Here is a 26,425-nt window from a genome sequence, read left to right on the forward strand (position 1 = left end):
GTTTTGTCCGCGTCGTCGCGTGCGGCCGGCAGCGGGTCGTTGTAGAGCCGAGCCTGCGCTCGGCTGCTGTGGTTGGTCGCGAAGAGCAGCCGAGCGTGCGCTCGGCTCTACAGCAGAAGCGGGTTACCCTGCGCCGTCCAACGCCTGCCGCAGTGCGGCCACGGTCGCGCTGCTGGTCTGGCTCCAGTCCGGGTCCAGCCCGCGCAGGGCCGGGTTCTGGAACTGCATGGCCGAGCGCCGCAGGCCCTTGGCGGACGCGTGCAGTTCGGTGCAGCCGCTCCGGCGCGCAACGGCGGCGATGTTGGCCGGGGCCAATCCGGCGCCGGCCATCACCGTGATACGTCCGGACGCCTGGGTGACCAGGCCCGCCAGCACATCGGCACCGGCCTCGGCGCTGACCTGGCCGCCCGAGGTCAGCACGCGCTGGCAACCCAGTCCGATCACCTGCTCCAGCGCTGCCGGCAGGTCGCGGGCAGCGTCGAAGGCGCGATGGAAGGTCACCTGCAACGGCCCGGCGGCCTGCACCAGCTCGCGGCACAGCGCCAGATCGATGCCGCCCTGCACATCCAGCGCGCCGATCACCACGCCATCGCAGCCCAGCGCTCGGCACTGCGCGATGTCACGCAACATCAGCTCGGTTTCCAGCGCGTCGTAGTGGAAGTCGCCCGGGCGTGGCCGCACCAGCACAAACAGCGAGATCGACAGGCGCTCGCGGGCGACCGCGATGCTGGCGAACGACGGCGTGGTTCCGCCCTCGGCCAGGTTGTCGAACAGCTCGATACGGTCGGCGCCGCCGGCCTGCGCGGCCAGCGCCGACGCCAGCGAGTTGCTGGCGATTTCCAGAGTGAACCGCGTGCTCACGCCTGGGTGCTCGTGTAGATCGACGGCGAATCGCGCAGGTCGTCCTGGCGCTGCGCATCGCACACCGCGTAGACGAAGCCGCGATGCAACGCGCAGGCGCCCACCTCGCCCTGCTTGTTCATGGCCAGGAAGCACACCTGCAATGTTTTGCTCGCTTCGGGGCGCTTGCGCACCACGCGGTCGATTGCTTCGCGGCAGGCCTGTGCCGGCGAGCGCCCCTGGCGCATCAGCTCGACCACCAGGAACGAGGCGGCGTTGCGGATCATCTCCTCACCCACGCCCGAGGCGGTGGCCGCACCCACTTCGTTGTCGACATACAGGCCGGCACCGATGATCGGGCTGTCGCCCACGCGTCCGTGCAGTTTCCAGGCCATGCCACTGGTGGTGCAGGCACCGGCCAGATGGCCCTTGGCATCCAGCGCCAGCATGCCGATGGTGTCGTGGTTGTCGCTGTTGCCGGGAATGCCACGGCGCTCGGCATTGATCTGCGGCTGGTACTTCTCGGTCTTCAGCCACTCGCGCCAGGCCGCTTCGGCCTGCGGTGTCAGCAGGTGCCTGCGCTCGAAGCCCTGCTGCACCGCGAACTGCTGCGCGCCCTCGCCCACCAGCAGCACGTGCGGGCTGTTCTCCATCACTTTCCGGGCCACTGAGACCGGGTGCAGGATGTCGACCAGCGCAGCCACCGCACCACAACGGCCATCGCCATCCATGATGCTCGCATCCAGGCTCAGCACGCCGTCGCGATCCGGATTACCGCAATGGCCGACGGTAGGGTTGCACAGCTCGCTCTCGGCCCAGCGTGCACCGGCTTCGACTGCATCCAGTGCGGTGCCACCCTGCGCCAGCACCTTCCATGCGGCCTGGTTGGCCGGCACGCCGAAGTCCCAGGTGGAAACCACCCTCGCCCCACCCTGCGTGCGCGCCTGCACGACCGGCAAGGCCGCCATGCCTGCGGCCAGCGCACCGGCCTGCAGGAACTGCCTGCGATCCACCATCTTCCCCTCCCAGTCTGCAATGCGCGGCCGGCCCGATGCCGGTCGCAGCGATCAGTCGTGCAGCGGCTGCCGCGCGGCATGCCAGACGGCCGCGCCGATCACGCCCAGATGGCCATGCTCCACCCGCCATACCGGTATCTGGCGCAGCACCTCGGCCAGCACCCCTTTGTTGAGGAAGCGCTCGCGGAAGCGGCCGTCGGCCAGGAAGTCCTGCACATGCGCGGAAATGCCACCGGCCAGGTATACCGAACGCGCGCCGACGGTGATGGCCGCATCGCCGGCCAGGCTGCCCAGCCAGGCGCAGAACACCTGCAGTGTTTCAACCGCCAGCGGGTCCTCGCCGCTGCGCGCGGCACCGATCAGGGCCTCGGTGCTGCTCCATACCGGCGTGACGCCACGCAGCTCGCACAGGCACGGATACAGGTTCATCAGGCCGCTGCCCGACAGCACACGCTCGTTATCCACGTGCGGCCAGCGCTGCAGCAGCTGGCCCAGCACCTGCAGCTCCAGCGCATTGCCAGCGCCAAGCGCGGCATGGCCGATTTCGCTGGCCAGCACCGGTCGCTCGCCATCGGCGAAACGCAACGCCGCGCCAAGGCCGGTGCCGGCACCCAGTACCAGCGCCGGAAACGCCTGTGCCGGATCGGCGTCGCCGTTCAACGGCACCAGCGTGTCGGCCTGCAGGTAAGGAATGGCCAGTGCCACCGCTTCGAAATCATTGATCAGCTGCAGATCGTGCAGCCCGGACTGGGCGCGGGTGGCCGACAGTGAAACCGTCCACGGCAGGTTGGAATTGATCAGCACATCGCGATCGAGCACGCCGGCGATGGCGACGACCGCAGCCTGCACCGGCTGGCCAAGGCCGGCGATGAAGTCGGCCAGGATCGCAGCCAGGCTGGGGTGCTCGGCGCAGGCATAGGTGCGATGGCTGCCCAGCAGCGGCGCCTGCCCCGGCTGGGTTTCGGCGAGCGCCAGGCGTGCGAAGGTGCCGCCGACATCGGCGACGACGAGACTGCGCGGAAGACCGCCGCGGGCGGAGTCGGGGGAAACCGGAGACGCTGCTGCGATGGTCACGCTGGCCTGCTTGGATCGATTGAATCGGCCCGATTCTCAGGCATCGGGGCGGCTTTGCCTAGCGCGGCGGTGGTTCAGGTTGGCTTACATGCCTTCCTGTTCGGCCACCTGCACGCCGTCCACCAGCACGCGCAGCCGCTGCGGGCGAAAGCCGGCGAACAGCAGCGGCCGGGTGCGCTCGACCAGGACTTCGTGCCCGGCGATGTGGCGCAGCCACGACTGTACCAGCGAGAACGAGAAGTGGGTGCCCGGATGCAGCGGATGCTGCACCCAGACCTTTTCGCTGGCGCTCTGCAGCAGCATTGCGCCGGTAAACCAGTGGCGACTGAGGGTCACCGGCGTGGTGCCGGCCATGAAGCGGATATCCATGCGGGGTTCCTTTCGCGGGTGCGGCAATGCCGCGGATCAGGGCTGGGCGGTCTGCAGGCTGTAGCTGGTGGCAGCAGTGAAGACAGCACCATCAGGCTGGCTCGAACGCACCTCAACCTTGTGGCTGCCCACCGCCAGGTCGGTCGGCAGCGCGCCACGCCACAGGTGCGGCGAAGCGGTGGCCTCCGGTGAACGGTCATAGCCGCGCAGCGTGCCGGCCAGGTCATCGGCCACGTTCTCCACCATCAGGCGCGGATCGGGCTGGCGGACCTGCTTCATCGGCTGCCACGCGCCACCATCGACACGGTACTCGACCACGCTGGCGTCCTCGCCCATGTAGACGTTGGCGTAGATGCCCCACGCCGGATAGGCCCCCTGGCGCAGCACCTTCGGTGCGTGCAGGCCGATCTGTTCGCTGGCCGGCTTGCCCGCCACGCGGTACTGCAGGCGGTAGCTGCCATTGCCGGCCACGTCGAGCAGTGCATAGCCCTTGGGCGTGCCATCGCTCATCATGCTGTCCGGCACGCCGCCGGCGTCCTTCACGCCCGACCAGAACGCGCCGCAGTTGGCGCCGACGTTGTATTCGTGCAGCGGCCGGTCGCCATGCCATCCCTCTGCCACGCCATGGTAGACGTGCTGCTGGGTGTGGCTGTGGCCACTGAGCACCAGCACGTTGCGGAAGTCCTTCAGCAGGTCGAACAGGCGCTGGCGGTCGGCGTGGCGGAAGGTCTCGCGCCCCGGCGCCGCGTCGAACAGCGGGATGTGCATGCCCAGCACCAGCAGGCGGTCCCTGCGCAGGCCCTTGAGGTAGCCGGCGAGGAAGGCGAACTGGTCTTCACGCAGGCCGCCGACATACTTCGGCTTGGCCTTCGGGTCGTACACCACGTCATCCAGGAACACGAAACTGGCGCCACCCTCCTCCACCGCATAGGTGTCCGGCCCGTAGATATTGCGCCAGCTGTCCAGCGAGTGTTCATCGCTGGCCGCATCGAAATCAAGGTCGTGGTTGCCCGGCACATGGAACCATGGCACGCCGATCCCGGTGGTGACCTTGTTGATCGCCGGGTACAGCGTCAGATCGTCGTTGACGATGTCGCCCAGCGTGGTGCCCAGCCGCGCCTTGGTCTGCCCGACCAGTGGCGCCACAATCGACTGCTGGTAGTAGCCGACATCCTTCAGGCTGGCGGTCTGCGAATCGGTGAAGACCAGCATCTGGAAGCCGCGACGGCTGTCATGGCGGTCCGGTTGCAGGGCGAAGTCCCAGTTGCGGGTGGCCTCGCTGGTGGCGGCGATGCCACCGTACTTCAGCGCCGGCGAGCCATTGGGGCGGTAATGGCGCCAGAACGACGGCAGGCCGTCAACCGCCTTCGGGAACGAATACGCATCGGGCTTGATCACGAACACGGTCTGGCCATCGCGCACCGGCAGGCTGTAGCTGCCGTCGGCGGCGGTCTTGACGAGCACTTCGCCGTTGGAGACCTGCACTCCGGCCAGGCCCGGATCGGTCGCGCCGCGGCCCGGCTTGCCGTCACGCTCCAGATAGACCTTGCCACTGACCACGGTGTCCGCGGCCCAGGCCGGCGAAGTCAGCAACAGGCAGCACAGCCAGGCGGCAGGCAATTTCATGGGCGGGATCCGGAGAAAGGGACCCGGTATTGTAGAGCCGAGCCATGCTCGGCTGCATTCAAGAAAAACAGCCGAGCGTGGCTCGGCTCTACAGGTGGATGCGGAGCGCTGCTCCGCACGCCTTCCTCAACGATGGCGTTTTTCCAGTACCGCACGCACATCATCCAGCGACAGCCCGCGCGCGCGCAGCAGCACCAGCAAGTGATAGAGCAGGTCCGAGGCCTCGCCCAGCAGCGCCTCGTCGTCCTGCGCCACCGCCGCCAGGGCGGTTTCCACGCCCTCCTCGCCCACCTTCTGCGCGATGCGGCGGATGCCGCCTTCGAACAGGCTGGTGGTGTAGCTGCCGGGCGGGCGCTGCGCCTCACGCATGGCCACCAGCTGGCCCAGCCCACCCAGGAAATCCTTCGGCGCCTGGTCGAAACAGCTCTCGGCACCGGTGTGGCAGGTCGGCCCGGCCGGGCGCGCCATCACCAGCAGCGTATCGGCGTCGCAGTCGACACGGATCGACTGCACCACCAGCACGTTGCCGGACTGCTCGCCCTTGGTCCACAACCGCTGCTTGCTGCGGCTGAAAAAGGTCATGTGGCCGATGGCCAGCGTGGCCGCCAGCGATTCGGCGCTGACATAGCCCAGCATCAGCACCTGCAGGGTATCGGCGTCCTGCACCACTGCCGGCAGCAGGCCGTCGCCCTTGCCCCAGTCCAGCGCCTGCAACGCGCCCAGAGACGGCCTCACTTCAATAGACATCCCGCACCTCGATCTGCTGCCCGCGCAGGTAGCGCTTCAACTCCGGAATGGCAATGGCACCGCTGTGGAACACGCTGGCGGCCAGCGCGCCGTCGACGTCGGCCTGGTCGAAGGCCTGCGCGAAGTGCTCCATCGCTCCAGCGCCACCGGAAGCGATCAGGGGCACCTGGCAGAGCGCCCGCGCCTGCTGCAGCTGCGCGATATCGTAGCCGCGGCGCACGCCATCGCTGTCCATGCAGTTCAGCACGATCTCACCGGCGCCCCGCCGTTGCGCCTCGACGATCCAGTCCAGGGTGCGCAAAGGTACCGCCTGGGTCCTGTCCGGGTCGCCGCTGAAGCGGCGCACCCGCCACTGGCCATCGGCTTCGCGAACCGAATCGACACCCACCACCACGCACTGCACACCGAACTCGTCGGCCAGCTCGCTGATCAGCTCCGGCCGACCCAGCGCCGGCGAATTGATCGACACCTTGTCGGCGCCCGCGAACAACACGCGACGCGCGGTTTCAACGCTGTCGATGCCACCGGCCACGCAGAACGGGATGTCGATCAGCCGCGCGATGCGCTCGATCCAGGCAACGTCGACCGAACGCGCCTCGGGGCTGGCACCGATGTCATAGAACACCAGTTCGTCGGCGCCCTGGTCGCGGTAGCGCTGTGCCAGCTCGGCGATGTCGCCCATGTCGACGTGGTCGCGGAAGCGCACGCCCTTGACCACGCGGCCATCGCGCACATCCAGGCAGGGAATGATGCGGCGGCTCAACATGCCAGCGCCTCCGCCAGGTCCATGCGCTGCTCCAGCAGCGCCTTGCCGAGGATCGCGCCGCCGCAGCCGGCGCCGCGCGCCTCGGCCACATCGGCCACGTCGCGGATACCACCGGACGCCTGCACCGCCACCCCCGGCAACAAGCCCGACAGGTGCCGGTAGAGGCCGATGTTGGGCCCGGCCAGCATGCCGTCGCGGGCAATGTCGGTGCATAGCAGATGGCGCATGCCGGCGCGCGCGTAGCGCTGGGCAAGATCATCCAGGGTCACCCCGGCGTTCTCGGTCCAGCCGTTCACCGGCAGCTGCCACTGCCCCTGCGCATCCTGGCGCGCGTCGAGCGCGATCGTGATGCGCTCGGCACCGAACTCCTGCAGCCAGCCAACCACTTCGTCGGGGCGACGCACCGCCAATGAACCGACCACCACGCGGCCGGCGCCAGCGTCGAGAATGCGCGCCACATCGTCGCGTCCGCGCACGCCACCGCCGGTCTGCACCTGCAGCGGCGTGTGTGAACGGATCGCCGCCAGCAGCGGCGCCAGGGTGTAGCCACCGGCACGGGCGGCGTCCAGGTCGACCAGGTGCATCCACTGTGCGCCCTGCGCGGCGAAGGCCTGCGCACGCGGCAACGGATCGTCGCCATACGAGGTTTCCTGCGCATAGTCGCCCTGGCGCAGCCGCACCACGCGGCCATCGCGGATATCCAGCGCGGGGTAGACGACGAAACTCATGCAGCAGTGCCCTCAAGGAAGTTGCGCAGCATCAACGAACCGGTCTCACCGGAGCGCTCGGGATGGAACTGTGCACCGTAGTAGCGGCCCTGCTCCACCACGGCGGTGAACAGGCCGCCATGGTCGCAAGCGGCGACCGTATGGGTATTGAGCGGCGCCGCATAGCTGTGCACGAAGTAGGCGCTGGCGCGCTCCGGCAAGCCGCGCAGCAGCAGCGATTCGCGCAGCGGCAGCAGGCGGTTCCAGCCCATGTGCGGCACGCGGATGCCACAGGCCGGCACCAGCTTGCGTACCACGCCGGGAATCAACCCCAGTGTCTCCACGCCCGCTTCCTCGGAACGCTCGAACAGCAGTTGCATGCCCAGGCAGATGCCCATCAGCGGCACCTCCAGACGCTGCAACGGTTCCACCAGGCCTTGCGCGTGCAGGCGCTGCATGCCGGGACCGGCGGCGCCGACGCCCGGCAGGATCACCCGCTGCGCACCGATCAGACCGTCCGCATCGCGGACCAGCCGGACCGTCGCGCCCAGGCGCTCCAGGGCGTAGCGCACCGAGCCCAGGTTGGCACCGCCGGCATCGATCAGCGCAACATCGCTCACAGCGCCCCCTTGGTGCTCGGCAGTGCCGTGCCCTGGCGGGCCAGCGCCGGACGCAGCGCGCGCGCCAGCGCCTTGAAGCACGCCTCGACCTTGTGGTGGTCGTTGTCGCCACGCACCTGCAGGTTGAGGTTCAGGCCGCTGGCATCGCACAGCGAGCGGAAGAAATGCGGCACCAGCTCGGTGGGCATGTCACCCACCCGCTCGCGCTTGAACTCGCCTTCGAACACGAAATACGGGCGGCCGCTGAAGTCCAGCGCGGCGCTGGCCAGCGTCTCGTCCATCGGCAGGGTGAAGCCGTAGCGGCCGATGCCGCGCTTGTCACCCAGCGCTTCGCGCAGTGCCTGGCCCAGGGCAAGGCCGGTGTCCTCGATCGTGTGGTGCTCATCGATGTGCAGGTCACCCTCGGCCCGGATATCCAGGGCGAAGCCGCCGTGCTTGCCGATCTGTTCCAGCATGTGGTCGAAGAACGGCAGTCCAGTGGAAATGCGTGCATCACCCGCACGATCCAGGTCCAGTTCGACGCGGATCCGGGTCTCTTTGGTGTTGCGCTGGACCACCGCGGTGCGCGGCGCGTCGGCCAGCGCGTGGGCGATGCCCGGCCAGTCCCACTCACCACCGAACTGCTCGGTGCGCAGCTGGAAGCCACGGATGTTGAGGTTGTCGGCGAACTGCAGGTCGGTGATGCGGTCGCCGACCATGGCGGAGCGGGCCCAGTCGATGCTGCGGTCCTGCAGGTAGGCGGTCATCAAGCCGATGCCCGGCTTGCGCGTGGGCGCATTGTCCTGCGGCCAGCTGCAGTCGATCAGCAGGTCACGGAAGGTGATGCCCTGGCTTTCGAAGACCTGCAGCATCAAGTCGTTGGGGCCGTCGAAGCTGGCGCGTGGATAGCTGTCGCTGCCCAGGCCATCCTGGTTGGTGACGATCACGAACTGGTAGCCGGCATCACGCAGCTTCAGCAGCGCCGGGATCACCTGCGGCACGAAGCGCAGCTTCTCGTAGGCGTCGATCTGGAAATCGGACGGCTCCTCGATGAGGGTCCCGTCGCGGTCGATGAACAGGATCGGGGTCATGCTGCGGCCCTCCGTGCCGACAGGGCCGCAAGCACGCGGTCGTTCTCTTCCGGGCTGCCGATGCTGATGCGCAGCGCGTCGCCGAGCTGGGTGGCGGCGCGCTGGTCACGAACCACCACGCCTACGGCCAGCAGCGTATCGAACGCGGCCTGGGCATCAGCGAAGCGCACCAGCAGGTAGTTGCCGGAGGAGCGGTATACGCGACGCACGCCGGGCAGGTCGGCCAGTGCTGCGCACAGGCGTTCGCGCTCGGCAACCACCGTGGTCACGCGTTCGGCGGTACGGGCCAGCGCGGCGGGCTGCAACGCCTGTACCGCCAGCTCCGCGCACGGTGTCGGCACCGGGTACGGTGCCTGGCAGCGGCGCAGCACGGCGATCAGCTCCGGAGCGGCAATCAGGGTGCCGATACGGGCAGCAGCCAGTGCGTGCGCCTTGGACAAGGTACGCAGTACCGCAAGGTTGGCATGTGCGGCCAGCAACGTGGTGGCCGACGCGCGCCCCGCGTACTCCACATAGGCCTCGTCCACTACCACCAGCGCCTGGCCACGCAGGGCGACGGCCACGCGCTCGATCTCCTCCAGAGCGATGTCACTGCCGGCCGGGTTCGACGGTGCGCATAGGAACACCAGCTTGGCACCCTGCGCCTTCGCCACACGGATGACCGCATCGAGATCGGCGCGCAGGCCCTCCCCGGTATCAACCAGCGGCACGTCGATCAACGGCGCCCCCTGCAGGCGCGCACAGACCGCATACATTCCGAACACCGGCGAGGTGACGAGCACGCCGTCGCGCCCCGGTACGCACAGTGCGCGGACCAGCAGGTCAATGGCCTCGTCGCTGCCGCGGCCGACCAGCAGTTGCTGCGGCTGTACACCATACAGCGCGGCAAGGCCTTCGCGCAGTGCCAACGGCTGTGGTTCCGGATAGCGCCGGCTGCTGCCGGTGGTATCGGCCGGATTGGCCCACGCTGATTCGTTGGCATTCAGCCAGACTTCGCCCTGCACCGCGGCACTGCGTGCCGAGCTGTAGCCGGCGAACGCCTGCAGATCCGGACGCACCAGTGCCAGCACGTCGTCAATCGCGCTCATGCTGCCGCCTCCATGCGCAGGGCCACGGCACGCTCGTGCGCATCCAGGCCTTCGGCGCTGGCGATGATGCGCGCGCAGCCGCCGATTGCCGCCAGTCCCGCGGCGCTGGCGCTCTGCACGCTGATCAGGTTCTGGAAGCTGGCCACGCTGACCCCGCTGTAGGCACGCGCGGCACCCGCGGTGGGCAGCACGTGGTTGGTGCCGCTGCAGTAGTCACCCAGTGCCTCGGGGGTGTAATCGCCCAGGAACACCGACCCGGCCGCCTGCACCTGGTCCAGCCACGCGCGCGGATCCCGCAGGGCCAGGATCAGGTGCTCGGGCGCATAACGGTTGCTGATCGCGAAGGCCTCGTCCAACGAATCCACCTGGATCAGCCGCGACGCCGACAAGGCCTGGCGCGCGATCTGCTCGCGCGGCAGCAAGGACACCTGGCGCTCCACTTCGGCTTCGACCGCGGCCAGCATCGCGGCAGCGTCGGTCAACAGCAGCACCTGCGAATCCGGCCCATGCTCGGCCTGCGACAGCAGGTCGGCAGCCACGAACGCCGGATTGGCGCCGGCGTCGGCAATCACCAGCACCTCCGAAGGGCCCGCCGGCATGTCGATGGCGGCGGCGCCATCCTGTGCGACCTGCTGCTTGGCTTCGGTCACGAAGCTGTTGCCCGGCCCGAACAGCTTGTCGCAGGCAGGAATGCTGGCGGTGCCATAGGCCATCGCGGCGATCGCCTGGGCGCCGCCCAGCTTGAACACACGCTGCACACCGGTCAGGCGCGCCGCCACCAGTACCGCCGGATCGGCGCTGCCATCCGCACGCGGCGGCGTGCACAGCACCACCTGCGGGCAGCCGGCCAGCTGCGCCGGGACGCCCAGCATCAACGCGGTGGACGGCAGCGGTGCACTGCCGGCCGGCACGTACAGGCCCACCCGTCCGATCGGACGCAGCATGCGTTCGCAGACCACCCCCGGCGCGGTTTCCACGGCGTAGCCGGTACCCATGCCGGCGGCGTGGAAGCGGGCGATGCGCTCGGCCGCTTCGACCATCGCCTGGCGCAGTTCCGCAGGCACGGTGGCTTCGGCCGCCGCGAACTCGGCCTCGGACACTTCAAAGGAAAGCAGCTCGACACCATCGAAACGTGCGGTGATCGCACGCAGCGCATCGTCGCCCTGCGCACGCACCTGCGCGATCAGCGTAGCCACCGCGTCGCGGGTCTGCTGCGCCACGGTCTGCACCGGGCGGGTCAGCGCCGCGCTGCGCGCGGCCTCATCAAGTCGGGACCAGATCAGGCGGTTCATGCCAGCGACCGCTCCACGCTCAGTACCATCAGGCCCTGCGCGCCGGCGCGCTCGAGTTCTTCCATGCGCTGCCAGCTCAGCGGACCGGGGCACATGGTCTGCAGCCGCAACGCACCACCATCGGCCGGCAGCCGCACCAGCGGCTCGGCATCAGCCAGCAATTGCGACAGCGCGGCGACGCGGTCCTCGCTGGCACGGAACATCAGCAGCTTGCGATCCTGGCGCTGTACCACGCCATCGAGGCGGCGCAGCAGCATTGCGCGCAGTGACGCGCGCGCATCATCCGGCACGCGCACCGCACCGGCCAGCACCGCCTCGCTGTCGAGCAGGTTGTGGACCGGGGTCAACTGATTGGCGCGCAGCGTGGCACCGCTGGAGACCAGATCGCAGATCAGGTCGGCGGTGCCCAGGCGCGGGGCGATTTCCACCGAACCGGACAGTTCGACCACCTGCGCGTCCACGCCCTGCTCGGCCAGCCACTGCGTGAGGATGGCCGGATAGCTGGTGGCGATGCGGGTGCCGGCCAGCTGTGCCGGACCCTGCCACTGCCATTCCTCGGGCACCGCCAGCATCAGCCGGCACTGGCCGAAGCCCAGCCCGCGCAGTGCCTGGTAGGCATCGGGCAGCCCGATCTGGCGGCGAGCCGCCGCCTGCTCATCCAGTTCGTTGCGACCGACGATGCCAAGGTCGCAGACGCCGTCGGCGATCAGGCCGGGGATGTCGTCGTCGCGCACCAGCAACAGGTCCACCGGCAGTGATTCGCCGTAGCAGAACAGCTTGTCGCGGCTTTCGCGCCAGCTCAGGCCGCAGGCGCTGAGCAGGTTGCGGGCGGGCTCGGCCAGCCGGCCACTCTTCTGGATGGCGATACGCAGCCGGTCGCGTGCCGGCGCTGCCTGGGTTGCACTCATGGGGGAGGTCTCTGAGTTCGGAACGGGGCGCGGATCAGCGCGAAGCAAGGCGGTCGATGGCAGCGGCATAGCCTCGATGGCCATGTTCGAGCGTTCGCGCCACCCGTCCGGTGGTGGTGACGCTGACGCCGGTGCGCTCGTGGATTTCACGGTACGGCACGCCCTGCTGCAGCAGCGGCACCACCTTCCAGCGGTCGGCCATGGCTTCCAGCTCGGCCGGGGTACACAGGTCGCGCAGGAAGGCCAGCACCTGGGCCGGCTCACGCAAGGCGGCAAAGGCCTGGGCCAGGGCTTCCAGGTCGGCCTGCGGGTCTTTGGCGGTGATATCGGGACGGGCTTTCACGGGGGGCGTCTTCATGCATCAATGTAATAGCGCGTTAGTACATTAGCGCATTCTTGCGCAGCGCGTCAAATGGGGGGTTGAGGGGGCGGCAGGGCTGCTGCCCTGCACCCGCAGAGGCCGGAGCAGCGGCAAAGCGGGGTTCCGGACCCACCCCGCCTTCGACAGCTGGCCGCGAGCTGTCGGGACGGCAGGGGTCGGAAACGAAAACGCCCACCGGGTGGTGGGCGTTTCGTGGATCCGGTCTACGACCAACGGACCATTACATTACCTTCGACTGTTCCAGCTCGACCTGCAGGGTGCTGGCCAGCTCGTCGCGGGAGACTTCGAACTGCTGCTCGCGCAGCAGGTCCTTTACCGCCACCACGCCACGCGCCAGCTCATCCTCACCCGCCAGCACCACGAAGCGGATGCCGGCCTTGGCGGCATACTGGAACTGCTTGCCGATCTTCTTCGGCTCCATCTGCACTTCGGTATTGATGCCACCGGCGCGCAGGCGGCGGGCGATGTCCAGAGACTGCGCCATGCCCTGCTCGTCCATCAACGCCACCAGTGCCTGCACGCTGCTGGCCTCGATACCGTCGATCAGCCCGGCTTCGCGCAGCTGCCAGAACAGGCGCGACAGGCCAATGGAAATACCCACACCCGGCAACTTCGACTTGCTGTAATGGCTGGCCAGGTCTTCGTAACGGCCGCCCGAGCAGATCGAGCCGATCTGCGGGTGGTCGGTCAGGAGGGTCTCGTAGACGGTGCCCGTGTAGTAATCCAGGCCACGGGCGATGGAGAAGTTCAGGCAATACGCGCTTTCCGGTACGCCCAGCGCCTGCACCAGCTGCAGCACTTCGCGCAGCTCGGCCACGCCGGTGCGCAATGTCTCCGACGCCGCCGCGCCCGTCTCAAGTGCGGCCAGCTGCGCGAGCGCATCAGCGTGGCCCTGTGACCGCACGGCGACGAATGCCAGGATCTTCTCGACCTGTTCGGCCGGGATGTTGAAGCCCTCGCCCACCAGCGTCTCGCGCACGTAATCGGCGCCGCGCTTGTCCAGCTTGTCCACTTCGCGCAGCACCGCCAGCTGACGCTCGCCCTCGGCCACGCCCAGGCTTTCGAAGAAGCCGCGCATCAGCTTGCGGTTGTTCAGCTGGATGCTGAAGTCACCAATACGCAGTTCCGAAAACACCGCATGGATGACCGCCAGCACTTCGGCGTCGTAACGCACGCTCAGGCTGTCCTTGCCGATCACGTCGATGTCGCACTGGTAGAACTCCCGGAAGCGCCCACGCTGGGCACGCTCGCCGCGGTACACGCGCTGCATCTGGTAGCGCCGGAACGGGAAGGTCAGCTCGTGTTCGTGCTCGGCCACATAGCGTGCCAGCGGCACGGTCAGGTCGAAGCGCAGCGCCATTTCCGGCAGCGATCGGTCGCCCGATTCGGCGGCATTGGCCAGCGCGCCGGTGGACTGCACGAAGTACACCTGGCGCTCGGTCTCGCCACCGGACTTGGTCAGCAGCACGTCGGACAGCTCGAACACCGGCGTCTCCACAGGCAGGAACCCGAAGCGCTCGTAATTGCGGCGGATCACGTCCAGCATGCGCTGGAACGCAATCTGCTCGCGCGGCAGCAGTTCAAGGGTGCCGGGCGGGGTACGGGGCTTGATCACGGACGGGACTCCTGCAGGAACGGGACGTGGGAGGGGGCGACATTCTAGCGCTCCCGCCCTGGGCAGGGTCGAACGGCCGCTTGAAGTATCATAAGGCCCTCCCCGCCCGCGATACGCCCCCCGCAACATGTCCCGGCCTTCCGGCGCTCCGCCCGCCCCCAACGATTCCGCCTCGCCGTCCTGCACCACGCTGGACTGCCTGCACTGCTCGGTTCGCCACCTTGCGGTGTGCTCGGCGTTGTCGCCCGACGAAGTGCAGGCGCTGGAGCAGGTCACCGTATCGCAGCAGGTTGCGATGGGCAGCACGCTGGCGCGCACCGGTGAAGAGCGCGAGCATGTCTATACATTGACTGCCGGCGCATTGCGCCTGGTCCGCACCCTGGCGGACGGCCGCCGCCAGATCAGCGGCTTCGTGCTGCCCGGTGATTACCTGGGCCTCAGTGGCAGCGACCACCACCGCCATGACATCGAGGCCATTGCCGATAGCCGCGTATGCCGGGTCGCGCTGCCGCAGATGAAGGCGCTGCGCGGGCGCTTCCCCCACCTGGAGCGCAAGCTGCTGCAGCGCGCCTGCCAGGAGCTGGACGCCGCGCAGGACGCCGCGCTGGCATTGGCACGCCTGCAGCCGGCCGAGAAACTGGCCGATTTCCTGCTGCGCCTGGCCGCACGCGAAGCCCGCCTCGGCGGTGAGGGCCTGCGCGTGTCACTGCCGATGGGCCGTGGTGACATCGCCGATCACCTGGGCCTGACCATGGAAACGGTCAGCCGCACCTTCACCAAGCTGCGCCAGCAGGGGCTGATCGCCCTGCCCCACCTGAACGTGGTGGAGATCCTCGACGAGGATGGACTGCGGACACTGGCCGGTGAAGGATTGATCTGAGCAACGCCGCCGGGCATGGCCCGGCGCTACTGTTTGCCGCATCCTTCAGCTCCACGCCATGCGCGAGTGCCTTCTGTAGCGTCGAGCCATGCTCGACTCATCGCGCCGTTCGCATACAGCAGCCGAGCATGGCTCGGCTCTACACCAGAACCAACGGGCCACGCCCGACCGTCCTCCATCAGCGCAGCAATACCTCACGCAACGCTGCATAGTCGGCCTTCAACGGCTCGGCATGCGCCGGTCGTTGCAGCAATGCGTCCAACGCTGGCGGCACCGCGACCGGTCCACCGATCAACGGCTCGACCACCGCCTCGAACTTGGCTGGGTGCGCAGTGGCCACCACCGCCCAGTCGCCCTTGGCGCCGCGCGCACGCAGGTCCTGCAGCACCTTCACTGCCGTCGCCGTGTGCGGGCAGAACACCTCACCGCTGCTGGCATGCGCGGCGGCAATGGTGGCCCGGATGGTCACGTCATCCACCGCAAACGCCCGGAAGGCAGCACGCAGTTCGGCATCGTCGCCCTGGTAGAGCCAGCGCAGGCGCTCGAAGTTGCTGGGCGCGCCCACATCCATGGCATTGGCCACGGTCGCCACGCTGGCCTGCGGGTGGTACTCGCCACCGTTGAAGTACGCCGGCAATACGGCGTTGGCATTGGTGGCAAGCACGATCTGCCCGATCGGCACGCCCAGCGCGCGCGCCAGCACTGCGGCCATTGCGTTGCCCAGGTTGCCGGTCGGCACCACCAGGTTGAGCCGGCGACGCGTTCCAGCCTGATGGGTCAACGCCGCATGTGCGTAGTAACTCATCTGCGGCAGCAGGCGGCCCAGGCTGATGCTGTTGGCCGAGCTCAGCGGCACCTCCGCCTGGAGATCTCGGTCGGCCAGCGCCTGCTTGACCATCGCCTGGCAATCGTCGAACGCACCAGCCACGCGCAGCGCCTGGATGTTGTCGCCGAAGCAGCCAAGCTGGTGGGCCTGGCGCGGCGACACGCGGCCATCCGGATACAGCACCACCACGCGCACGCCGGGCTGGCGATGGAACGCTGCCGCCACGGCGGCGCCGGTATCGCCGGAGGTGGCGACAACGATCGTCAGATCGCGATCCTTGCTGGCCTGCAACCGCGACAGCGTTCCGGCCAGGAAGCGCGCACCAATGTCCTTGAACGCCGCGGTGGGCCCGTGGAACAGCTCCAGCACATGGTCACCATCACCGAGCGGACGCAGCGGCACCGGGAAGTCGAAGGCCTCGCGGCAGATTGACGGCAGCGCCGCCTCCAGTGCATCACCGGCGAAGAACGGTGCGAGCAGATCGACGGCGGTATCGGCCAGGGTCGCACCAGGCAGCAGTTCACGCGCTGCCGGCAGCACCTGGGGCACGTACAGGCCGCCATCCGGTGCCAATCCGGCGGCGATCGCCGCACTGAGGCCGACGGCCGGACCCTGGCCACGGGTGGAAACGAATTGCATGGGTTCGGTATCCAAAGAAGGGGAAGGGTTCAGCACAGCCTGGCTCCCGGTGCATCCAGCGGTGACACCCAGGCATCACTGCCGAAGCCGGCGGCCGCGAACGCCGCCTGCACTGGCCCGGCGGCGGCATGGGCCTGGTCGGCGTCTTCGAACCAGGCGAACACGCTCGGACCGGCACCGGAGATGCCCGCCCCCATCGCGTTGGCCGACAACGCCGCGTTACGGGCCGCGGCAAAGCCAGCAATGAGGCCGGCCCGTCGCGGTTCGACCAGTACGTCACGCAGGCCAGCCCGTACCAGCCCGGCGTCACTGCGGTGGCAACCGCTGAGTACCAGCGCAAGATTCGCGCTCTGAGCAACGAACTCACCCAACGCATAGCTGCCCTGCAGCGCCTGGCGTGCGCGGCGCGTTTCCAGCACCGCGTGTGGATGCACCACAAGGCTGTGCCAATTGGCCGGCACCGGCACCGGCAGCAGGCGGTCAGCCGTGCACAGCGCCAGCCCGCCCAGCAGCAGCGGTCCCACGTTGTCACCGTGGCGGCCGCCACTGGCCACCGCCTCGCCATCCAGCGCATGCGGATAAAGCGCTTCGCGCGATAGCGGCGCATCCAGCAGCGCATTGGCGGCAACCAGCGCGGCGACGCACGACGCCGCCGAACCTCCCATGCCGGAGCCGAACGGGATGCCCTTGTCGATCTCCACGGCGAAGCCGAACGCCAGGCCCAGGCCTTCGCGCAGCGAGATCAACGCGGCGCCCGCCGTGTTGCCCGCCGCGTCCAGCGGCAGCTCGACCGCGATGCCCCGGATCGCCTCGATGCGCACGACGGGTTCGTCCAGGCGGCGTACGCTGACCGTATCGCCGATGCCTGCAATGGCATGGCCAAGAATGTCGAAACCCACTGCGACGTTGGCCACTGAAGCGGGCGCGAATGCACGTGCGATCACAGGCGCGCTCCCTCGCCCGCAGCGACGCGCAGCAGATCGGCGAACACACCGGCCGCAGTGACTTCAGGACCGGCGCCCGGCCCCTGCACCACCAGCGGGTTGTCACAGTAACGGCGGGTGCGGAACTGCACCACGTTGTCGGTCAGCCGCAGGTTGGCGAAGGCATGGTCGCCCGGCAGTTCCTGCAGGCCCACCGAGGCGCCACCGGCGCCCAGCCGCGCCACATAGCGCAGCACGGCGCCACGCGCCCGCGCGCCTTGCAGGCGCTGCAGCAGGCCGGCATCGGACTCACCCAGCCGCGCCATGAAGTCGTCCACGCTGCCTTCGCGCAGCAGCGCCGGCACCAGGCTTTCCACCTCAACCTGCTCCAGGCTGAGCGCATGCCCAGCCTCGCGTGCCAGGATCACCAGCTTGCGCGCCACGTCCACACCGGAAAGATCATCGCGCGGGTCCGGCTCGGTGTAGCCCATCGACCGCGCCTGCGCAACCAGCGCCGAGAACGGCTGGCTGCCGTCGAAGCGGTTGAACAGCCAGGCCAGCGTGCCGGAGAAGATGCCTTCGATGGCCAGCACCTCGTCACCGGTATCCACCAGGTCACGCAGCGTGGTGATCACCGGCAGCCCCGCGCCGACCGTGGCCTCGTAGCGGAAGCGTGCGCCGCTGGCCGCCGCGGCGGCGCGGATGCGCTGGTAGCGCGGCAGCGGTCCGGCACCGGCCTGCTTGTTCGGGGTGACCACATGGATGCCGGCAGCCAACCAGCCCTCGTAGCGCTCGGCGACCTCAGCGCTGCCGCTGCAGTCGATCACCACTGCATGCGGCAGGTGCGCGGCCAGCAGGTGTTCGGTGAAGCGGTCCAGATCGCTGGGCTCGCCCGCCTGCTGCAGTGCTTCCCGCCAGTCCGCATGCAGCCCGTCGGCGTCCAGCCGCATGCGCGTGCGCGAGGCCAGTGCGCGAAGGCGCAGATCCACATTGGCCTTGGCCAGCAGATGCGGGCGCGCCGCAAGCAACTGGTCCAGCAGCGCCGCACCCACGTTGCCCGGCCCGATCACACCCACCGCGAAGGTCTGCGGCGACAGCCAGAAACCGGCATGCGCGGCGCGCAGGGCGCGGGTGGCATCGGCACTGTCCACCGCCACCGAAATGTTGCGTTCGGAAGAGCCCTGCGCGATCGCCAGGATGTTCACCTGCGCACGGCCCAGGGCCTCGAACAGGCGTGCCGCTACGCCGGGCTGGCCCGCCATGCCATCGCCCACCGCGGCCAGCACGCTGACGCCCTCGCTGACCTGCACGCGCTGCACCTGGCCCACCGACAGCTCGTGCGCGAACGCATGCAGCAGGGCCTCACGGCCACGGGTGGCTTCGGCGGCGCGCACCACGCAGCAGATCGAATGCTCCGACGAGCCCTGCGAGATCATCACCACCGACACCTGCGCCTGGCGCAGCGCGGCGAACACACGCTCTGCCGTACCCGGCACACCGATCAGGCCGGTACCTTCCAGGTTCAGCAGGGCCAATCCGGGGCTCAGGGTCAGACCCTTCACCGGTCCCCGCGGCGAGCGCTCGGCACTGATGCGCGTACCCGGATGCGCGGGCTGGAAGGTGTTGCGGATGAAGATCGGCAGGCCGAGGCGGATCGCTGGCGACATCGTCTGCGGGTGCACCACCTTGGCACCGAAATAGGCCAGCTCGCAGGCTTCGTCATAGCTCAGCGACTCCAGCTGCACCGCCTCGGGCACCAGTCGCGGGTCGGCCGACAGCACGCCGTCGACATCGGTCCAGATGTGCAGTTCATCGGCATTGAACAGCGCGGCGAAGATCGCACCGGAATAGTCGCTGCCGTTGCGGCCGAGGGTGGTGACGCGGTCATGACGATCACGCGCGACGAAACCCGTGGCCACCACGCGCGGCTGGGGATGCTGCAGGCGCCACTTGGCCAGGCGCTCGGCGCTGGCTTCCCAGTCGACATCGACGCCCAGCTCGCCATGCCCGACCACCAGCACGTCGCGCGCGTCGAGCACCGCACAATCCTCGCCCAACGCGCGCAGGTGGGTGCCAAGCAGCTGCGCGGAGAACACCTCGCCCAGGCCCTGCACGCGGTCGAGCACCTCGCGCGGCAGTTCGCCGATCACCGCCAGCGCCGCCAGCACTTCGGCCAGCTGGTCGAAACGCGCGTCGATCCATTCGACAGTGTCGCCCACCTGCTCGCCCAGCAGCGCCACGGCGGCGCCGCGATGACGCGCGCGCAGGGCATGCCAGGCCTCGCGCCAGCCTTCATCACCCGTGGCCGCCAGCTGGGCCAACTCGATCAGCGCGTCGGTCACGCCCTTCATCGCGGAGACGACGGTGACCTGCAGTGACTCGGGGCGGGCCAGCAGCAGGCCGGCAACGTGGCGATAGCGTTCGGCATCGGCCACCGAAGTGCCACCGAACTTGTGCACGACGGTGGAGGGTGCGGCCAGATCGGCCGGAGCAACGGGATGGGCGGGGGCTTGGGAAGGCATGCAGACCTCGGCAGGAGGCCCCGTCGCATGCAGGTGTCGAGTTTCCCCGCCACCTGGATGGTGCGGGGCCGTGGTTTTCGGGAGTTACACGAAGACGACGGGCCGCACCAGGGCAGTGGTGACGGTGGTGGTGGTAATGGTGGTGATCGCGACCGGCGCAGTCGAACGGCCCGCGGAGGCGGGGGCGATCAGGCTGTCGTAGGTGGCGTCAAAGACCATGCCGCACAGAAAACACCGTGCAGCTGGGCGCTGTCAAGTGCTGCACTGCAAAAAATCTGCTGCGACGATCATCGGCCAACGTGCCGGCATTTGGTTGCAACTGAGACAAAGCGTCCATCAGCGTGCTTGACGACGCCATTCAACCGGCATGTTCGGCGATCGCCCGGGGCGCGCGGTGGGCGTGCGCGCACAACATCACGCCAGCCACCAGGCACACGATTGCCAGCGCTTCTGCCAGGGTCGGCCAGCGCCGCTGCCAGGCGAACGCATACAACAGCGCAAACAAGGTCTCGAACACGATCATCTGCCCGGTCAGGGTCAGCGGCAGCAGGCGGCTGGCGCGGTTCCAGAACGCGTTGCCGAGGATCGAGGCCACCACTGCCACGCCAGCACTGATCGCCCAGAAACCGCTCCATTGCGCGGCCGTGTGGTTGCCGGCACGGCCGATGAAGGCCATGGGCACCAGCAGCAGGGCCAGCCCACCGGTGGTGACGCCGGTCAGCAACGACCAGTCGTGGCTGGACAGATCCGGCCGGCGCGCCAGCCAGCGGCTGTTGCCGATCGAGTACAGCGCCCACGAGAACAGCGCACCGAACGCGCACAGCAGGCCGATCAGGCGTTGCCGCCACGGCGTTGCAAGGTGCTCGGACATCAGGGCTTCCCAGCCGACCAGCGCCACGCCAAGCACGCACAGGCCGAGCGCGGGCAGCAGCCGCTTCAGCGGCACCGCGCCCCGCTCGCGCACGCCGGCCAAAGTCACTACCACCGGGATCAGGCCGACGATCAGCGACGCCGCCGCACCACCGGCCCACTGCACCGCCGTGGCCAGCAGCAGGAAGTACACCAGGTTGCCGGCCAGGCTCAGCCACAGCAGGCCGAACCATTCGGCGCGGCCCAGCCGCGGTGCCAGCCGCTTCCAGCGCGGCAAGAGCAAGGCTACGGCAATAAGGCCGTAGACCAGGTAGCGGCCGGCGGACAGTTGCAGGGCGTTGAACGACTGCAGCACGGCGGGGGCGAGAAAGACCACGCCCCACAGCGCACCGGCGGCAACGCCATTGGCGATGCCCAGGGCCATCGGGTTGTTGCGCATTCGGGTTCTTCGGGGGAAGAGAACGGGCTGCGCAGTGTAAGCGCTGGCCAGCGGGCGCTCTTGACCGAGGCTATTGCCTTGTCATCTCTGTAGAGCCGAGCCAATGCTCGGCTGCGATTGGCCGCTGTGCAGATAAGGGCAGCCGAGCATCGGCTCGGCGCTACAGGTCAGGCGGCCCCGCGGCGCCATGCGGCGGGGGTCTGACCACATTCGCGGCGCAGCGCGCGGGTCAGTGCGCTCTGCTCGGAGTAGCCTGCGGCCAGTGCAATGTCACTGATGGGCGCGGAGCTGGTACGCAACCGGTGCTTGGCCCAGCGCAGCCGGCAGGCACTGAGCCAGGCCTGCGGGCTGAGCCCGAACTCCCGCCGGAACAACGCGTGCAACCGGCTCTCACTGACCCCCACAAAGGCGGCCATGCGCGCCACCGGCCACGCCTGGCCCGGATCGGCCTGCACCTCCGCACACAGTCCCTGCATGCGCGCGCCGCTGCCGGCAGGGGCGAATACCTGCAGCAACTGCGGCAGCAGCGGTGGCACCGCTTGCCCTGCGCTCATCCCGGAAAGGCGTCGGCGCAGCGCCAGCGGCAGGTGCAGCCAGCGCTGCCTGCGCAGGTGCTCCTGGGTGTTGTCGTCAAGCACGCCGGGAAAACAATCGACGATCACGAAACCGTTCGCGCCCTCGGCCATCTGGTCATGTGCCTCGCCGGCCGCCACGAAGGCGCCCTGCAGCAGGTCCAGGCGCCCGCCCCGGCCTTCCATCTCGAACTGCAGTTCGCCCAGCACCGGCAGCACCCACTGTGCATAGTCGTGGCGGTCAAGGCCAGTGGCCTGTCCGTAATGCCGCAGGTGGAAGATGGCGCCCATTGCGGAAGTGTGCGCGTGCCGCTCCGGCCGTGCAAACCGCTGCTATAGTCGACCCGTCAACCACGCAGGGAGTGCAGGTTATGACATACCAACACGTGTTCGCGGTGCTGGCCGCCGGGCTGGGCCTGGCACTTGCCGCAACAGCCTCGGCGCAGGAACCCATGCCGCCGGCACCGCACTGCATGGCGGCGGCCGGTGTGCAGGAAGTGGAACAGGCATCGCCGCGTGCGATCGCACTGCGCGCCGCCTCCGGGCAGGCCTATCGGATCGACTTCAGTGAAGACTGCCCCGGCGTTCGCGATGCCACCACACTGAAACTGGAGGTGCCGGGCGGCTGGGCCTGCGGGCGTCCCAGCGAGCGCGTCGTGGTCGATGGCCGCCGCTGCACGGTCAGCGCGGTCACGCCGATGGAAGACCGCGACTACGCCAGCGTGGCCCGTGACAGCGATCGCCTGCGCACCGCCACCCTGCCTTCCCTCACCATCCGCGAACGCAGGGACATCCGTCGCAGCTTCGGCGGCTCACCGTCGTACTGCTTCGCCACCCGCAACGTGCGCGCGTGGTCGTCCGATCCGCAGGGCATGCTGGTGGAGACCCATCCGCGCCGCAATGGCGGCCATCGCTATTACCGCGTCGAACTGGGCAGCCACTGCCGCCAGCTCGACCGTGCGCCGGAGTTGAGCTTCCACTCTGGCCTGCAGAACGGCCTGATCTGCGGCAACCCGGGCGACCGCGTGATCACTGCCGGGTTCGACGAGCGTGACCTGCGCAATGACGCCCTGGCCCCGCTGCCGCAGTACACCCGCGGCAGCTGCCGGATCCAGGCGGTCTACCCCGCCTCGCGCCAGGCATCGAACTAGCTGTCAACGCCGAGGAAGGCGAACGGCGCGCCGGGCACGAAGTGGCCCAGTGCATCGCCGGCGAAGGTATTGCGCTGGTCCGGCCCGAGGTCGAGCTTGAGCACCTTGCCACCGAAATCGACCTTGTTCAGATCGACCCAGAAGGTATTGGGGGTCAGCGCCGATTCGAAGAAATACAACCGTCGCTTGTGGTCGGCCACCGTGCGCCAGCGCGTGGACGAAATATTCGGCTCACCCGGCGTGGTGATGCCGTAGGGCACCGAGGCGTTGCGGATCACGCTGAACACGCTGGCCAGCGCCACCACCGGGTCTTCGGCCTTGGGAATGGCGTTGATGTAGAACGAGGCCCGCGCAAAACGGTCGGCAGAGCGGTTGGTGCCCGGCAGCATCACCGTGCCACCGATCTGCTGCCAATAGCTGTTGAGTGCCAGCTGCTGCTCGAAGATCGGCGAATTGGTCATCACCTGATAACGGCGATCATGGTGGATTACCTGGCGGCCACCGATGTACTCGACGATGGCGCTGTCGCCGGTCGCGTCCGACAGCGACAGATGCAACGTTGCCTGGCGGTCCTCGCCAGGCACCTTGTCGGTGACGATCGAATACGGTTCGCGCTGCAGCGCGGCGACCGCCTCCTCCACCGTAGCGAAGTTGTCGAGCACATACTGTGCCCACAATGAAATCGCCAGCCCCGGCTTGTTGCCCCGCTGCCGTGGGTACTCCGACTCCACCAGCCACAACAGGTTGGCGACCAGGCCCTTTTCGTTCATTCCATCGGTGGTCGACACATCGTAGCCGGTCGCCACCACGCTGCCGTAGCGCGCGGTCCATGCCAACGATTTCGGTCCTGCCTGGCCGGTACGTGCGATGCCACGCGGCAACACGTAGAGGTTGGTCGCCACATCGACCTTCCAGTCCATCGAACGCGCCGTGATCACATCGCCGTTGTCGCCCAGGTACACCGCCCGCGTGCAGGCCAGCGCCGGCGCGGTCACGGCCGCCAGTGCCACCGCCAGCGTGGCTCGTGCCGTCCACCTCAATGCTGCCATGTCGTTACGCTCCTTTCCCCGTGATCCGTGGATGAGAGCGCATCCCGGGTGACACAGCAGTGAAGCCTTGCCCGCGCCCGGGCTCAGCCCTCGTGCAGCGCCGGCTGCACCACCCTGTCGAGCAGGTCCACCGGCGTGGCGGGGGAACGATCACCCTGCAGCGCGCGGGTGAACCCCGACCAGTCGCTGGCAGACAGCTGGCGCAGCAAGGCCGCCTCCACAGGCAGCATGCGCATGGCCCAGTACGGGAACTGGCGCTGGCCCAGGCGGCCGCGCGCCAGTTCAACGATGTCGACATGGCTGCCGGCCTGGAGGATTCGCTCGTACACCGAGTCGATGCCATCCGGCGGGCCTTCGATGTACTGCAGGAAGCGCTCGCCGTCATGCAGGAGCATGCCGGTCACCCCGGCCAGCTTGTTGAAGCGCGCGGCGTCCTCGACCAGTGTGTGCAGGCGCTGGGCGGAAAGATCCGGTTGCGCCCGGCTGACGTAGGCGATGGCACGCAGGGGCATGAGGCATCCTTGACAGAGAAGGTAGCCACGGTAGCAGCTGCGGACGGTTCCGTCCCCGTGTCAGGCCCGGTTTGCTGAAGAATTCAGCGACCGGCCGGTTGGGAGGGGGGGCGACGGCGGCATCAGCTGGCCCCAGAGGCTACACCCGTGAGCGGTATGGATCTGCTTGGATTGCTGCTTTTGCTCGGCCAGGACGCCACTCCGCCGGCCACCTCCGGAATTACCCAAGAAGGGATTGCCGTCGTCGCTGCCGAAGCGGCTGAATCAGCCAATATCTTCGCTAACTGTGCTGGTTGGTGGGACTTCATGGCCACCCACGAGCGAGCAGCGGGTCGACCGGCTTCTGCCGAGCAGTTCAAAAACCTCGGAAACGGCGCACAGACTGCAGCATTGTGGCTGCATGGTCAGGCATATGCTTTGACCGCGACCAAACCTGCTCGCTACGGGACCTGGTTACCAATGGTCGCGCCCCTACGGGAGGGGGCCGCTATCAGAGCCGCTGCTATGGCGGAGCATGGAAAAATCGACTTGGTGCGATCTGAATTGCAGCGCTGCGAAGCCTTGCTGGAGAGCCAGCAGCAGGCCATCGACAGTATCAGGAAGGACAGTGTTCAACGAGAGCTGGATGCCTCGACCTCGGGTCACTAGTTCCGGGCGACGACGACATAGATCGATGTGAGCAAAGTTGATTGTCTGGCGGCCTAGAAGTCTGCCTGACTCTGCATGCGAAACAAGGACGTGCTTTGAATCGATTCCTGGAGTTGGGCTTCCGTGCCCCTTGCGGCGCAAGGGGCAGCCTCCGAGTTCTGGCCCCATGAGCCCTACGCGTGACAGCGTCGCTGCCGCGAAAGTACTTGCTCGGCAGCGTGGAGCCCCCCTCATCGCGCCTCCGGCCCGAGGCGTGGCCTCCGCTGCTGGCCGTCGCAGCCCCAACGCTTCCCTGAGCCACCCTGGCAGCGGCCGAGGCCTCAGACAGCCGTCGGACCTGTTGCTGCTGCTCGCGGGTCGGCGGCAGGCCAGGCGGCTCGGGTGGCAGGGGGATCGACGTGCTGCCAGTGAGGCGAGCCACTGCCGCGCGCAGCGACAGCTCAGGGCACAGCCTGGCCGCGCACCAGCGTTCGGCGTAGCGCTTGCCCTGTGCGATGCTGGCCGCCCGGACTTCCTTGGTCTGCCACATCTTCCGCGCGTCCAGGTGCACGTGCACGCTGCGGTCCTTGGCCGGCGAAACCTGGGCGATCCGCCAGCCGTTCCACCAAAGCACCCAGCCGTACTCCATCTGGACCCACCCGGCGGGACCGTGGCGGTGCGGAAGCCTTGGTAGCCGTGCGACGGAAGCATGGCCGGCAGGATACGGCCGGCGGTCGCAGATCCTGCGAACGAGCCGGCCACTTGTCTGAGTCGTTCGAACTACCGCCGCCCGTTAGGCAGCAATGGCATACGGTTCCACAAGGCCGGTCAGGAGATCCATGGCGGTCTGGTTGGCGTCCTCAGCATCGCCGAGTTGATTGAACCGGGTCCAGTCGGCGTGGGCCAAACGTTTCAGTTCAGCCGGCTCGACGGGAAGCCACTTCATCGGCCAGAACGGAAGGCGGCGTTGCCCCACTCTGCCGCTCTGCAACTCGATAAGGCCGTTGTGGCTGCTGGCGCCCAGCACACGGGAATACGCGACTGACAATCCATCCCTCGGTCCTTCAAGATACTGAAGGAAGCGTTGGCCATCGAAGAGAAGTACTCCCGTAACCCCAGCATCGCGGTTGAACCGGGCCGCATCGTCCACAATCTGATCCAGCTTTCCGGTGGACAGGCCGAGCTTGTCGCCGGCGATCTCCTCGCTGGCGCTGCTTACATATACAACCGCTCTGATGGGCATCTCACACTCCTTGGTGAGGCACGACCCTATCAGGCACAGCGGAATCTGTGCG

The 26,425-nt window shown here is 68.2% G+C and carries 27 protein-coding genes; 3 read left to right on the forward strand and 24 right to left on the reverse strand.

From position 1 onward, the window contains the following. Positions 1-123 precede the first annotated feature (123 nt). From A9K58_RS08885 to hisS, 15 genes are all read right to left on the reverse strand, one after another. Entirely contained in the window at positions 124-861 is a 738-nt protein-coding gene (locus A9K58_RS08885; RefSeq protein WP_065199042.1) for a copper homeostasis protein CutC, read from the reverse strand. Further along, entirely contained in the window at positions 858-1,856 is a 999-nt protein-coding gene (locus A9K58_RS08890; RefSeq protein ID WP_065199043.1) for a glycosylasparaginase, read from the reverse strand. The genes A9K58_RS08885 and A9K58_RS08890 overlap by 4 nt, the downstream gene beginning before the upstream one ends. Before the next feature lie 51 nt (positions 1,857-1,907). Continuing rightward, positions 1,908-2,930, reverse strand: coding sequence for a glucokinase (locus tag A9K58_RS08895; RefSeq protein ID WP_065199044.1), 1,023 nt, complete (start codon positions 2,928-2,930; stop codon positions 1,908-1,910). Positions 2,931-3,014: 84 nt separating this feature from the next. Further along, a complete protein-coding gene (locus A9K58_RS08900; RefSeq protein ID WP_065199045.1) occupies positions 3,015-3,299 on the reverse strand; it encodes a hypothetical protein in 285 nt (94 codons plus the stop codon). Between the two features lie 36 nt (positions 3,300-3,335). Further along, on the reverse strand, positions 3,336-4,925 hold the full coding sequence (locus tag A9K58_RS08905) for a calcineurin-like phosphoesterase C-terminal domain-containing protein (RefSeq protein ID WP_065199046.1): 1,590 nt from the start codon (positions 4,923-4,925) through the stop codon (positions 3,336-3,338). A gap of 126 nt (positions 4,926-5,051) precedes the next feature. Then, positions 5,052-5,672 (reverse strand): bifunctional phosphoribosyl-AMP cyclohydrolase/phosphoribosyl-ATP diphosphatase HisIE, encoded by a 621-nt coding sequence (gene hisIE / locus A9K58_RS08910; RefSeq protein WP_065199047.1) that lies wholly within the window; start codon positions 5,670-5,672, stop codon positions 5,052-5,054. Further along, complete coding sequence (hisF, locus tag A9K58_RS08915) at positions 5,662-6,438, reverse strand: imidazole glycerol phosphate synthase subunit HisF (protein ID WP_065199048.1); 777 nt, start codon at positions 6,436-6,438, stop codon at positions 5,662-5,664. The genes hisIE and hisF overlap by 11 nt, the downstream gene beginning before the upstream one ends. Beyond that, a complete protein-coding gene (gene hisA / locus A9K58_RS08920) occupies positions 6,432-7,166 on the reverse strand; it encodes a 1-(5-phosphoribosyl)-5-[(5-phosphoribosylamino)methylideneamino]imidazole-4-carboxamide isomerase (protein WP_065199049.1) in 735 nt (244 codons plus the stop codon). Before hisA ends, hisF begins: the two co-directional genes overlap by 7 nt. After that, positions 7,163-7,765, reverse strand: a complete 603-nt coding sequence (gene hisH, locus A9K58_RS08925) for an imidazole glycerol phosphate synthase subunit HisH (protein ID WP_065199050.1) — start codon at positions 7,763-7,765, stop codon at positions 7,163-7,165. Before hisH ends, hisA begins: the two co-directional genes overlap by 4 nt. Further along, on the reverse strand, positions 7,762-8,835 hold the full coding sequence (hisB, locus tag A9K58_RS08930; RefSeq protein ID WP_065199051.1) for a bifunctional histidinol-phosphatase/imidazoleglycerol-phosphate dehydratase HisB: 1,074 nt from the start codon (positions 8,833-8,835) through the stop codon (positions 7,762-7,764). The genes hisH and hisB overlap by 4 nt, the downstream gene beginning before the upstream one ends. After that, positions 8,832-9,923, reverse strand: a complete 1,092-nt coding sequence (hisC, locus tag A9K58_RS08935) for a histidinol-phosphate transaminase (protein ID WP_065199052.1) — start codon at positions 9,921-9,923, stop codon at positions 8,832-8,834. The genes hisB and hisC overlap by 4 nt, the downstream gene beginning before the upstream one ends. Beyond that, complete coding sequence (hisD, locus tag A9K58_RS08940; protein WP_065199053.1) at positions 9,920-11,215, reverse strand: histidinol dehydrogenase; 1,296 nt, start codon at positions 11,213-11,215, stop codon at positions 9,920-9,922. The genes hisC and hisD overlap by 4 nt, the downstream gene beginning before the upstream one ends. Further along, positions 11,212-12,123 carry an ATP phosphoribosyltransferase gene (hisG, locus tag A9K58_RS08945; RefSeq protein WP_065199054.1) on the reverse strand — a complete coding sequence of 304 codons (912 nt, stop codon included), beginning with the start codon at positions 12,121-12,123 and terminating at the stop codon, positions 11,212-11,214. The genes hisD and hisG overlap by 4 nt, the downstream gene beginning before the upstream one ends. A 34-nt stretch (positions 12,124-12,157) precedes the next feature. Then, positions 12,158-12,481, reverse strand: a complete 324-nt coding sequence (locus tag A9K58_RS08950; protein WP_065199055.1) for a YerC/YecD family TrpR-related protein — start codon at positions 12,479-12,481, stop codon at positions 12,158-12,160. Positions 12,482-12,725: 244 nt separating this feature from the next. Further along, positions 12,726-14,120: a histidine--tRNA ligase gene (gene hisS, locus A9K58_RS08955; protein WP_065199056.1), complete on the reverse strand. Its 1,395-nt coding sequence runs from the start codon at positions 14,118-14,120 to the stop codon at positions 12,726-12,728. A 127-nt stretch (positions 14,121-14,247) separates the two neighbouring features. On the opposite strand from hisS, the gene A9K58_RS08960 reads away from it, so the two are divergent. Next, a complete protein-coding gene (locus tag A9K58_RS08960) occupies positions 14,248-15,000 on the forward strand; it encodes a Crp/Fnr family transcriptional regulator (protein ID WP_065199057.1) in 753 nt (250 codons plus the stop codon). A gap of 178 nt (positions 15,001-15,178) precedes the next feature. Here the strand turns inward: A9K58_RS08960 and thrC are convergent, their stop codons facing one another. The 6 genes from thrC to A9K58_RS08985 form a co-directional block, all read right to left on the reverse strand. Next, a complete protein-coding gene (gene thrC, locus A9K58_RS08965; RefSeq protein ID WP_065199058.1) occupies positions 15,179-16,465 on the reverse strand; it encodes a threonine synthase in 1,287 nt (428 codons plus the stop codon). Between the two features lie 29 nt (positions 16,466-16,494). Beyond that, positions 16,495-17,409, reverse strand: coding sequence for a homoserine kinase (locus A9K58_RS08970; RefSeq protein WP_065199059.1), 915 nt, complete (start codon positions 17,407-17,409; stop codon positions 16,495-16,497). Further along, entirely contained in the window at positions 17,406-19,910 is a 2,505-nt protein-coding gene (thrA, locus tag A9K58_RS08975) for a bifunctional aspartate kinase/homoserine dehydrogenase I (protein WP_065199060.1), read from the reverse strand. The genes A9K58_RS08970 and thrA overlap by 4 nt, the downstream gene beginning before the upstream one ends. Before the next feature lie 84 nt (positions 19,911-19,994). Beyond that, positions 19,995-20,129, reverse strand: coding sequence for a hypothetical protein (locus A9K58_RS20055; RefSeq protein WP_269194765.1), 135 nt, complete (start codon positions 20,127-20,129; stop codon positions 19,995-19,997). 139 nt (positions 20,130-20,268) lie between these two features. Further along, positions 20,269-21,219 (reverse strand): DMT family transporter, encoded by a 951-nt coding sequence (locus A9K58_RS08980; RefSeq protein WP_065199061.1) that lies wholly within the window; start codon positions 21,217-21,219, stop codon positions 20,269-20,271. Positions 21,220-21,386: 167 nt separating this feature from the next. Continuing rightward, positions 21,387-22,082, reverse strand: a complete 696-nt coding sequence (locus A9K58_RS08985) for a helix-turn-helix transcriptional regulator (RefSeq protein ID WP_065199062.1) — start codon at positions 22,080-22,082, stop codon at positions 21,387-21,389. Positions 22,083-22,162: 80 nt separating this feature from the next. Here A9K58_RS08985 and A9K58_RS08990 point away from each other — a divergent pair, with 80 nt between their 5' ends. Continuing rightward, positions 22,163-22,942 (forward strand): DUF6491 family protein, encoded by a 780-nt coding sequence (locus A9K58_RS08990; RefSeq protein WP_065199063.1) that lies wholly within the window; start codon positions 22,163-22,165, stop codon positions 22,940-22,942. Here the strand turns inward: A9K58_RS08990 and A9K58_RS08995 are convergent. Together A9K58_RS08995 and A9K58_RS09000 are read right to left on the reverse strand one after the other, a co-directional pair. Continuing rightward, entirely contained in the window at positions 22,939-23,991 is a 1,053-nt protein-coding gene (locus A9K58_RS08995) for a linear amide C-N hydrolase (RefSeq protein WP_065199064.1), read from the reverse strand. The genes A9K58_RS08990 and A9K58_RS08995 overlap by 4 nt on opposite strands. Before the next feature lie 83 nt (positions 23,992-24,074). Continuing rightward, positions 24,075-24,503, reverse strand: a complete 429-nt coding sequence (locus tag A9K58_RS09000; RefSeq protein ID WP_065199065.1) for a BLUF domain-containing protein — start codon at positions 24,501-24,503, stop codon at positions 24,075-24,077. Positions 24,504-24,650: 147 nt separating this feature from the next. On the opposite strand from A9K58_RS09000, the gene A9K58_RS19475 reads away from it, so the two are divergent. After that, complete coding sequence (locus A9K58_RS19475) at positions 24,651-25,151, forward strand: hypothetical protein (protein ID WP_155760463.1); 501 nt, start codon at positions 24,651-24,653, stop codon at positions 25,149-25,151. 772 nt (positions 25,152-25,923) lie between these two features. Here the strand turns inward: A9K58_RS19475 and A9K58_RS09010 are convergent. Then, on the reverse strand, positions 25,924-26,373 hold the full coding sequence (locus tag A9K58_RS09010; protein WP_065199067.1) for a BLUF domain-containing protein: 450 nt from the start codon (positions 26,371-26,373) through the stop codon (positions 25,924-25,926). Between the last annotated feature and the right edge of the window lie 52 nt (positions 26,374-26,425).

The organism is Stenotrophomonas maltophilia (assembly GCF_001676385.1).
In the GTDB taxonomy this organism is placed as follows: domain Bacteria; phylum Pseudomonadota; class Gammaproteobacteria; order Xanthomonadales; family Xanthomonadaceae; genus Stenotrophomonas; species Stenotrophomonas maltophilia_J.

Bases quoted from the DNA above. Each gene is read 5' to 3' on its own strand.
- A9K58_RS08905 (WP_065199046.1), bottom strand. From the start codon at position 4,925: ATGAAATTGCCTGCCGCCTGGCTGTGCTGCCTGTTGCTGACTTCGCCG.
- A9K58_RS20055 (WP_269194765.1), bottom strand. From the start codon at position 20,129: ATGGTCTTTGACGCCACCTACGACAGCCTGATCGCCCCCGCCTCCGCG.
- thrC (WP_065199058.1), bottom strand. From the start codon at position 16,465: ATGCAATTCGTTTCCACCCGTGGCCAGGGTCCGGCCGTCGGCCTCAGT.
- A9K58_RS08950 (WP_065199055.1), bottom strand. From the start codon at position 12,481: ATGAAGACGCCCCCCGTGAAAGCCCGTCCCGATATCACCGCCAAAGAC.
- thrA (WP_065199060.1), bottom strand. From the start codon at position 19,910: ATGCCTTCCCAAGCCCCCGCCCATCCCGTTGCTCCGGCCGATCTGGCC.
- hisG (WP_065199054.1), bottom strand. From the start codon at position 12,123: ATGAGTGCAACCCAGGCAGCGCCGGCACGCGACCGGCTGCGTATCGCC.
- hisIE (WP_065199047.1), bottom strand. From the start codon at position 5,672: ATGTCTATTGAAGTGAGGCCGTCTCTGGGCGCGTTGCAGGCGCTGGAC.
- A9K58_RS09010 (WP_065199067.1), bottom strand. From the start codon at position 26,373: ATGCCCATCAGAGCGGTTGTATATGTAAGCAGCGCCAGCGAGGAGATC.
- hisB (WP_065199051.1), bottom strand. From the start codon at position 8,835: ATGACCCCGATCCTGTTCATCGACCGCGACGGGACCCTCATCGAGGAG.
- A9K58_RS08980 (WP_065199061.1), bottom strand. From the start codon at position 21,219: ATGCGCAACAACCCGATGGCCCTGGGCATCGCCAATGGCGTTGCCGCC.
- hisD (WP_065199053.1), bottom strand. From the start codon at position 11,215: ATGAACCGCCTGATCTGGTCCCGACTTGATGAGGCCGCGCGCAGCGCG.
- A9K58_RS08990 (WP_065199063.1), top strand. From the start codon at position 22,163: ATGACATACCAACACGTGTTCGCGGTGCTGGCCGCCGGGCTGGGCCTG.
- A9K58_RS09000 (WP_065199065.1), bottom strand. From the start codon at position 24,503: ATGCCCCTGCGTGCCATCGCCTACGTCAGCCGGGCGCAACCGGATCTT.
- hisF (WP_065199048.1), bottom strand. From the start codon at position 6,438: ATGTTGAGCCGCCGCATCATTCCCTGCCTGGATGTGCGCGATGGCCGC.
- A9K58_RS08890 (WP_065199043.1), bottom strand. From the start codon at position 1,856: ATGGTGGATCGCAGGCAGTTCCTGCAGGCCGGTGCGCTGGCCGCAGGC.
- A9K58_RS08995 (WP_065199064.1), bottom strand. From the start codon at position 23,991: ATGGCAGCATTGAGGTGGACGGCACGAGCCACGCTGGCGGTGGCACTG.
- hisC (WP_065199052.1), bottom strand. From the start codon at position 9,923: ATGAGCGCGATTGACGACGTGCTGGCACTGGTGCGTCCGGATCTGCAG.
- A9K58_RS08960 (WP_065199057.1), top strand. From the start codon at position 14,248: ATGTCCCGGCCTTCCGGCGCTCCGCCCGCCCCCAACGATTCCGCCTCG.
- A9K58_RS08900 (WP_065199045.1), bottom strand. From the start codon at position 3,299: ATGGATATCCGCTTCATGGCCGGCACCACGCCGGTGACCCTCAGTCGC.
- hisA (WP_065199049.1), bottom strand. From the start codon at position 7,166: ATGAGTTTCGTCGTCTACCCCGCGCTGGATATCCGCGATGGCCGCGTG.
- A9K58_RS08985 (WP_065199062.1), bottom strand. From the start codon at position 22,082: ATGGGCGCCATCTTCCACCTGCGGCATTACGGACAGGCCACTGGCCTT.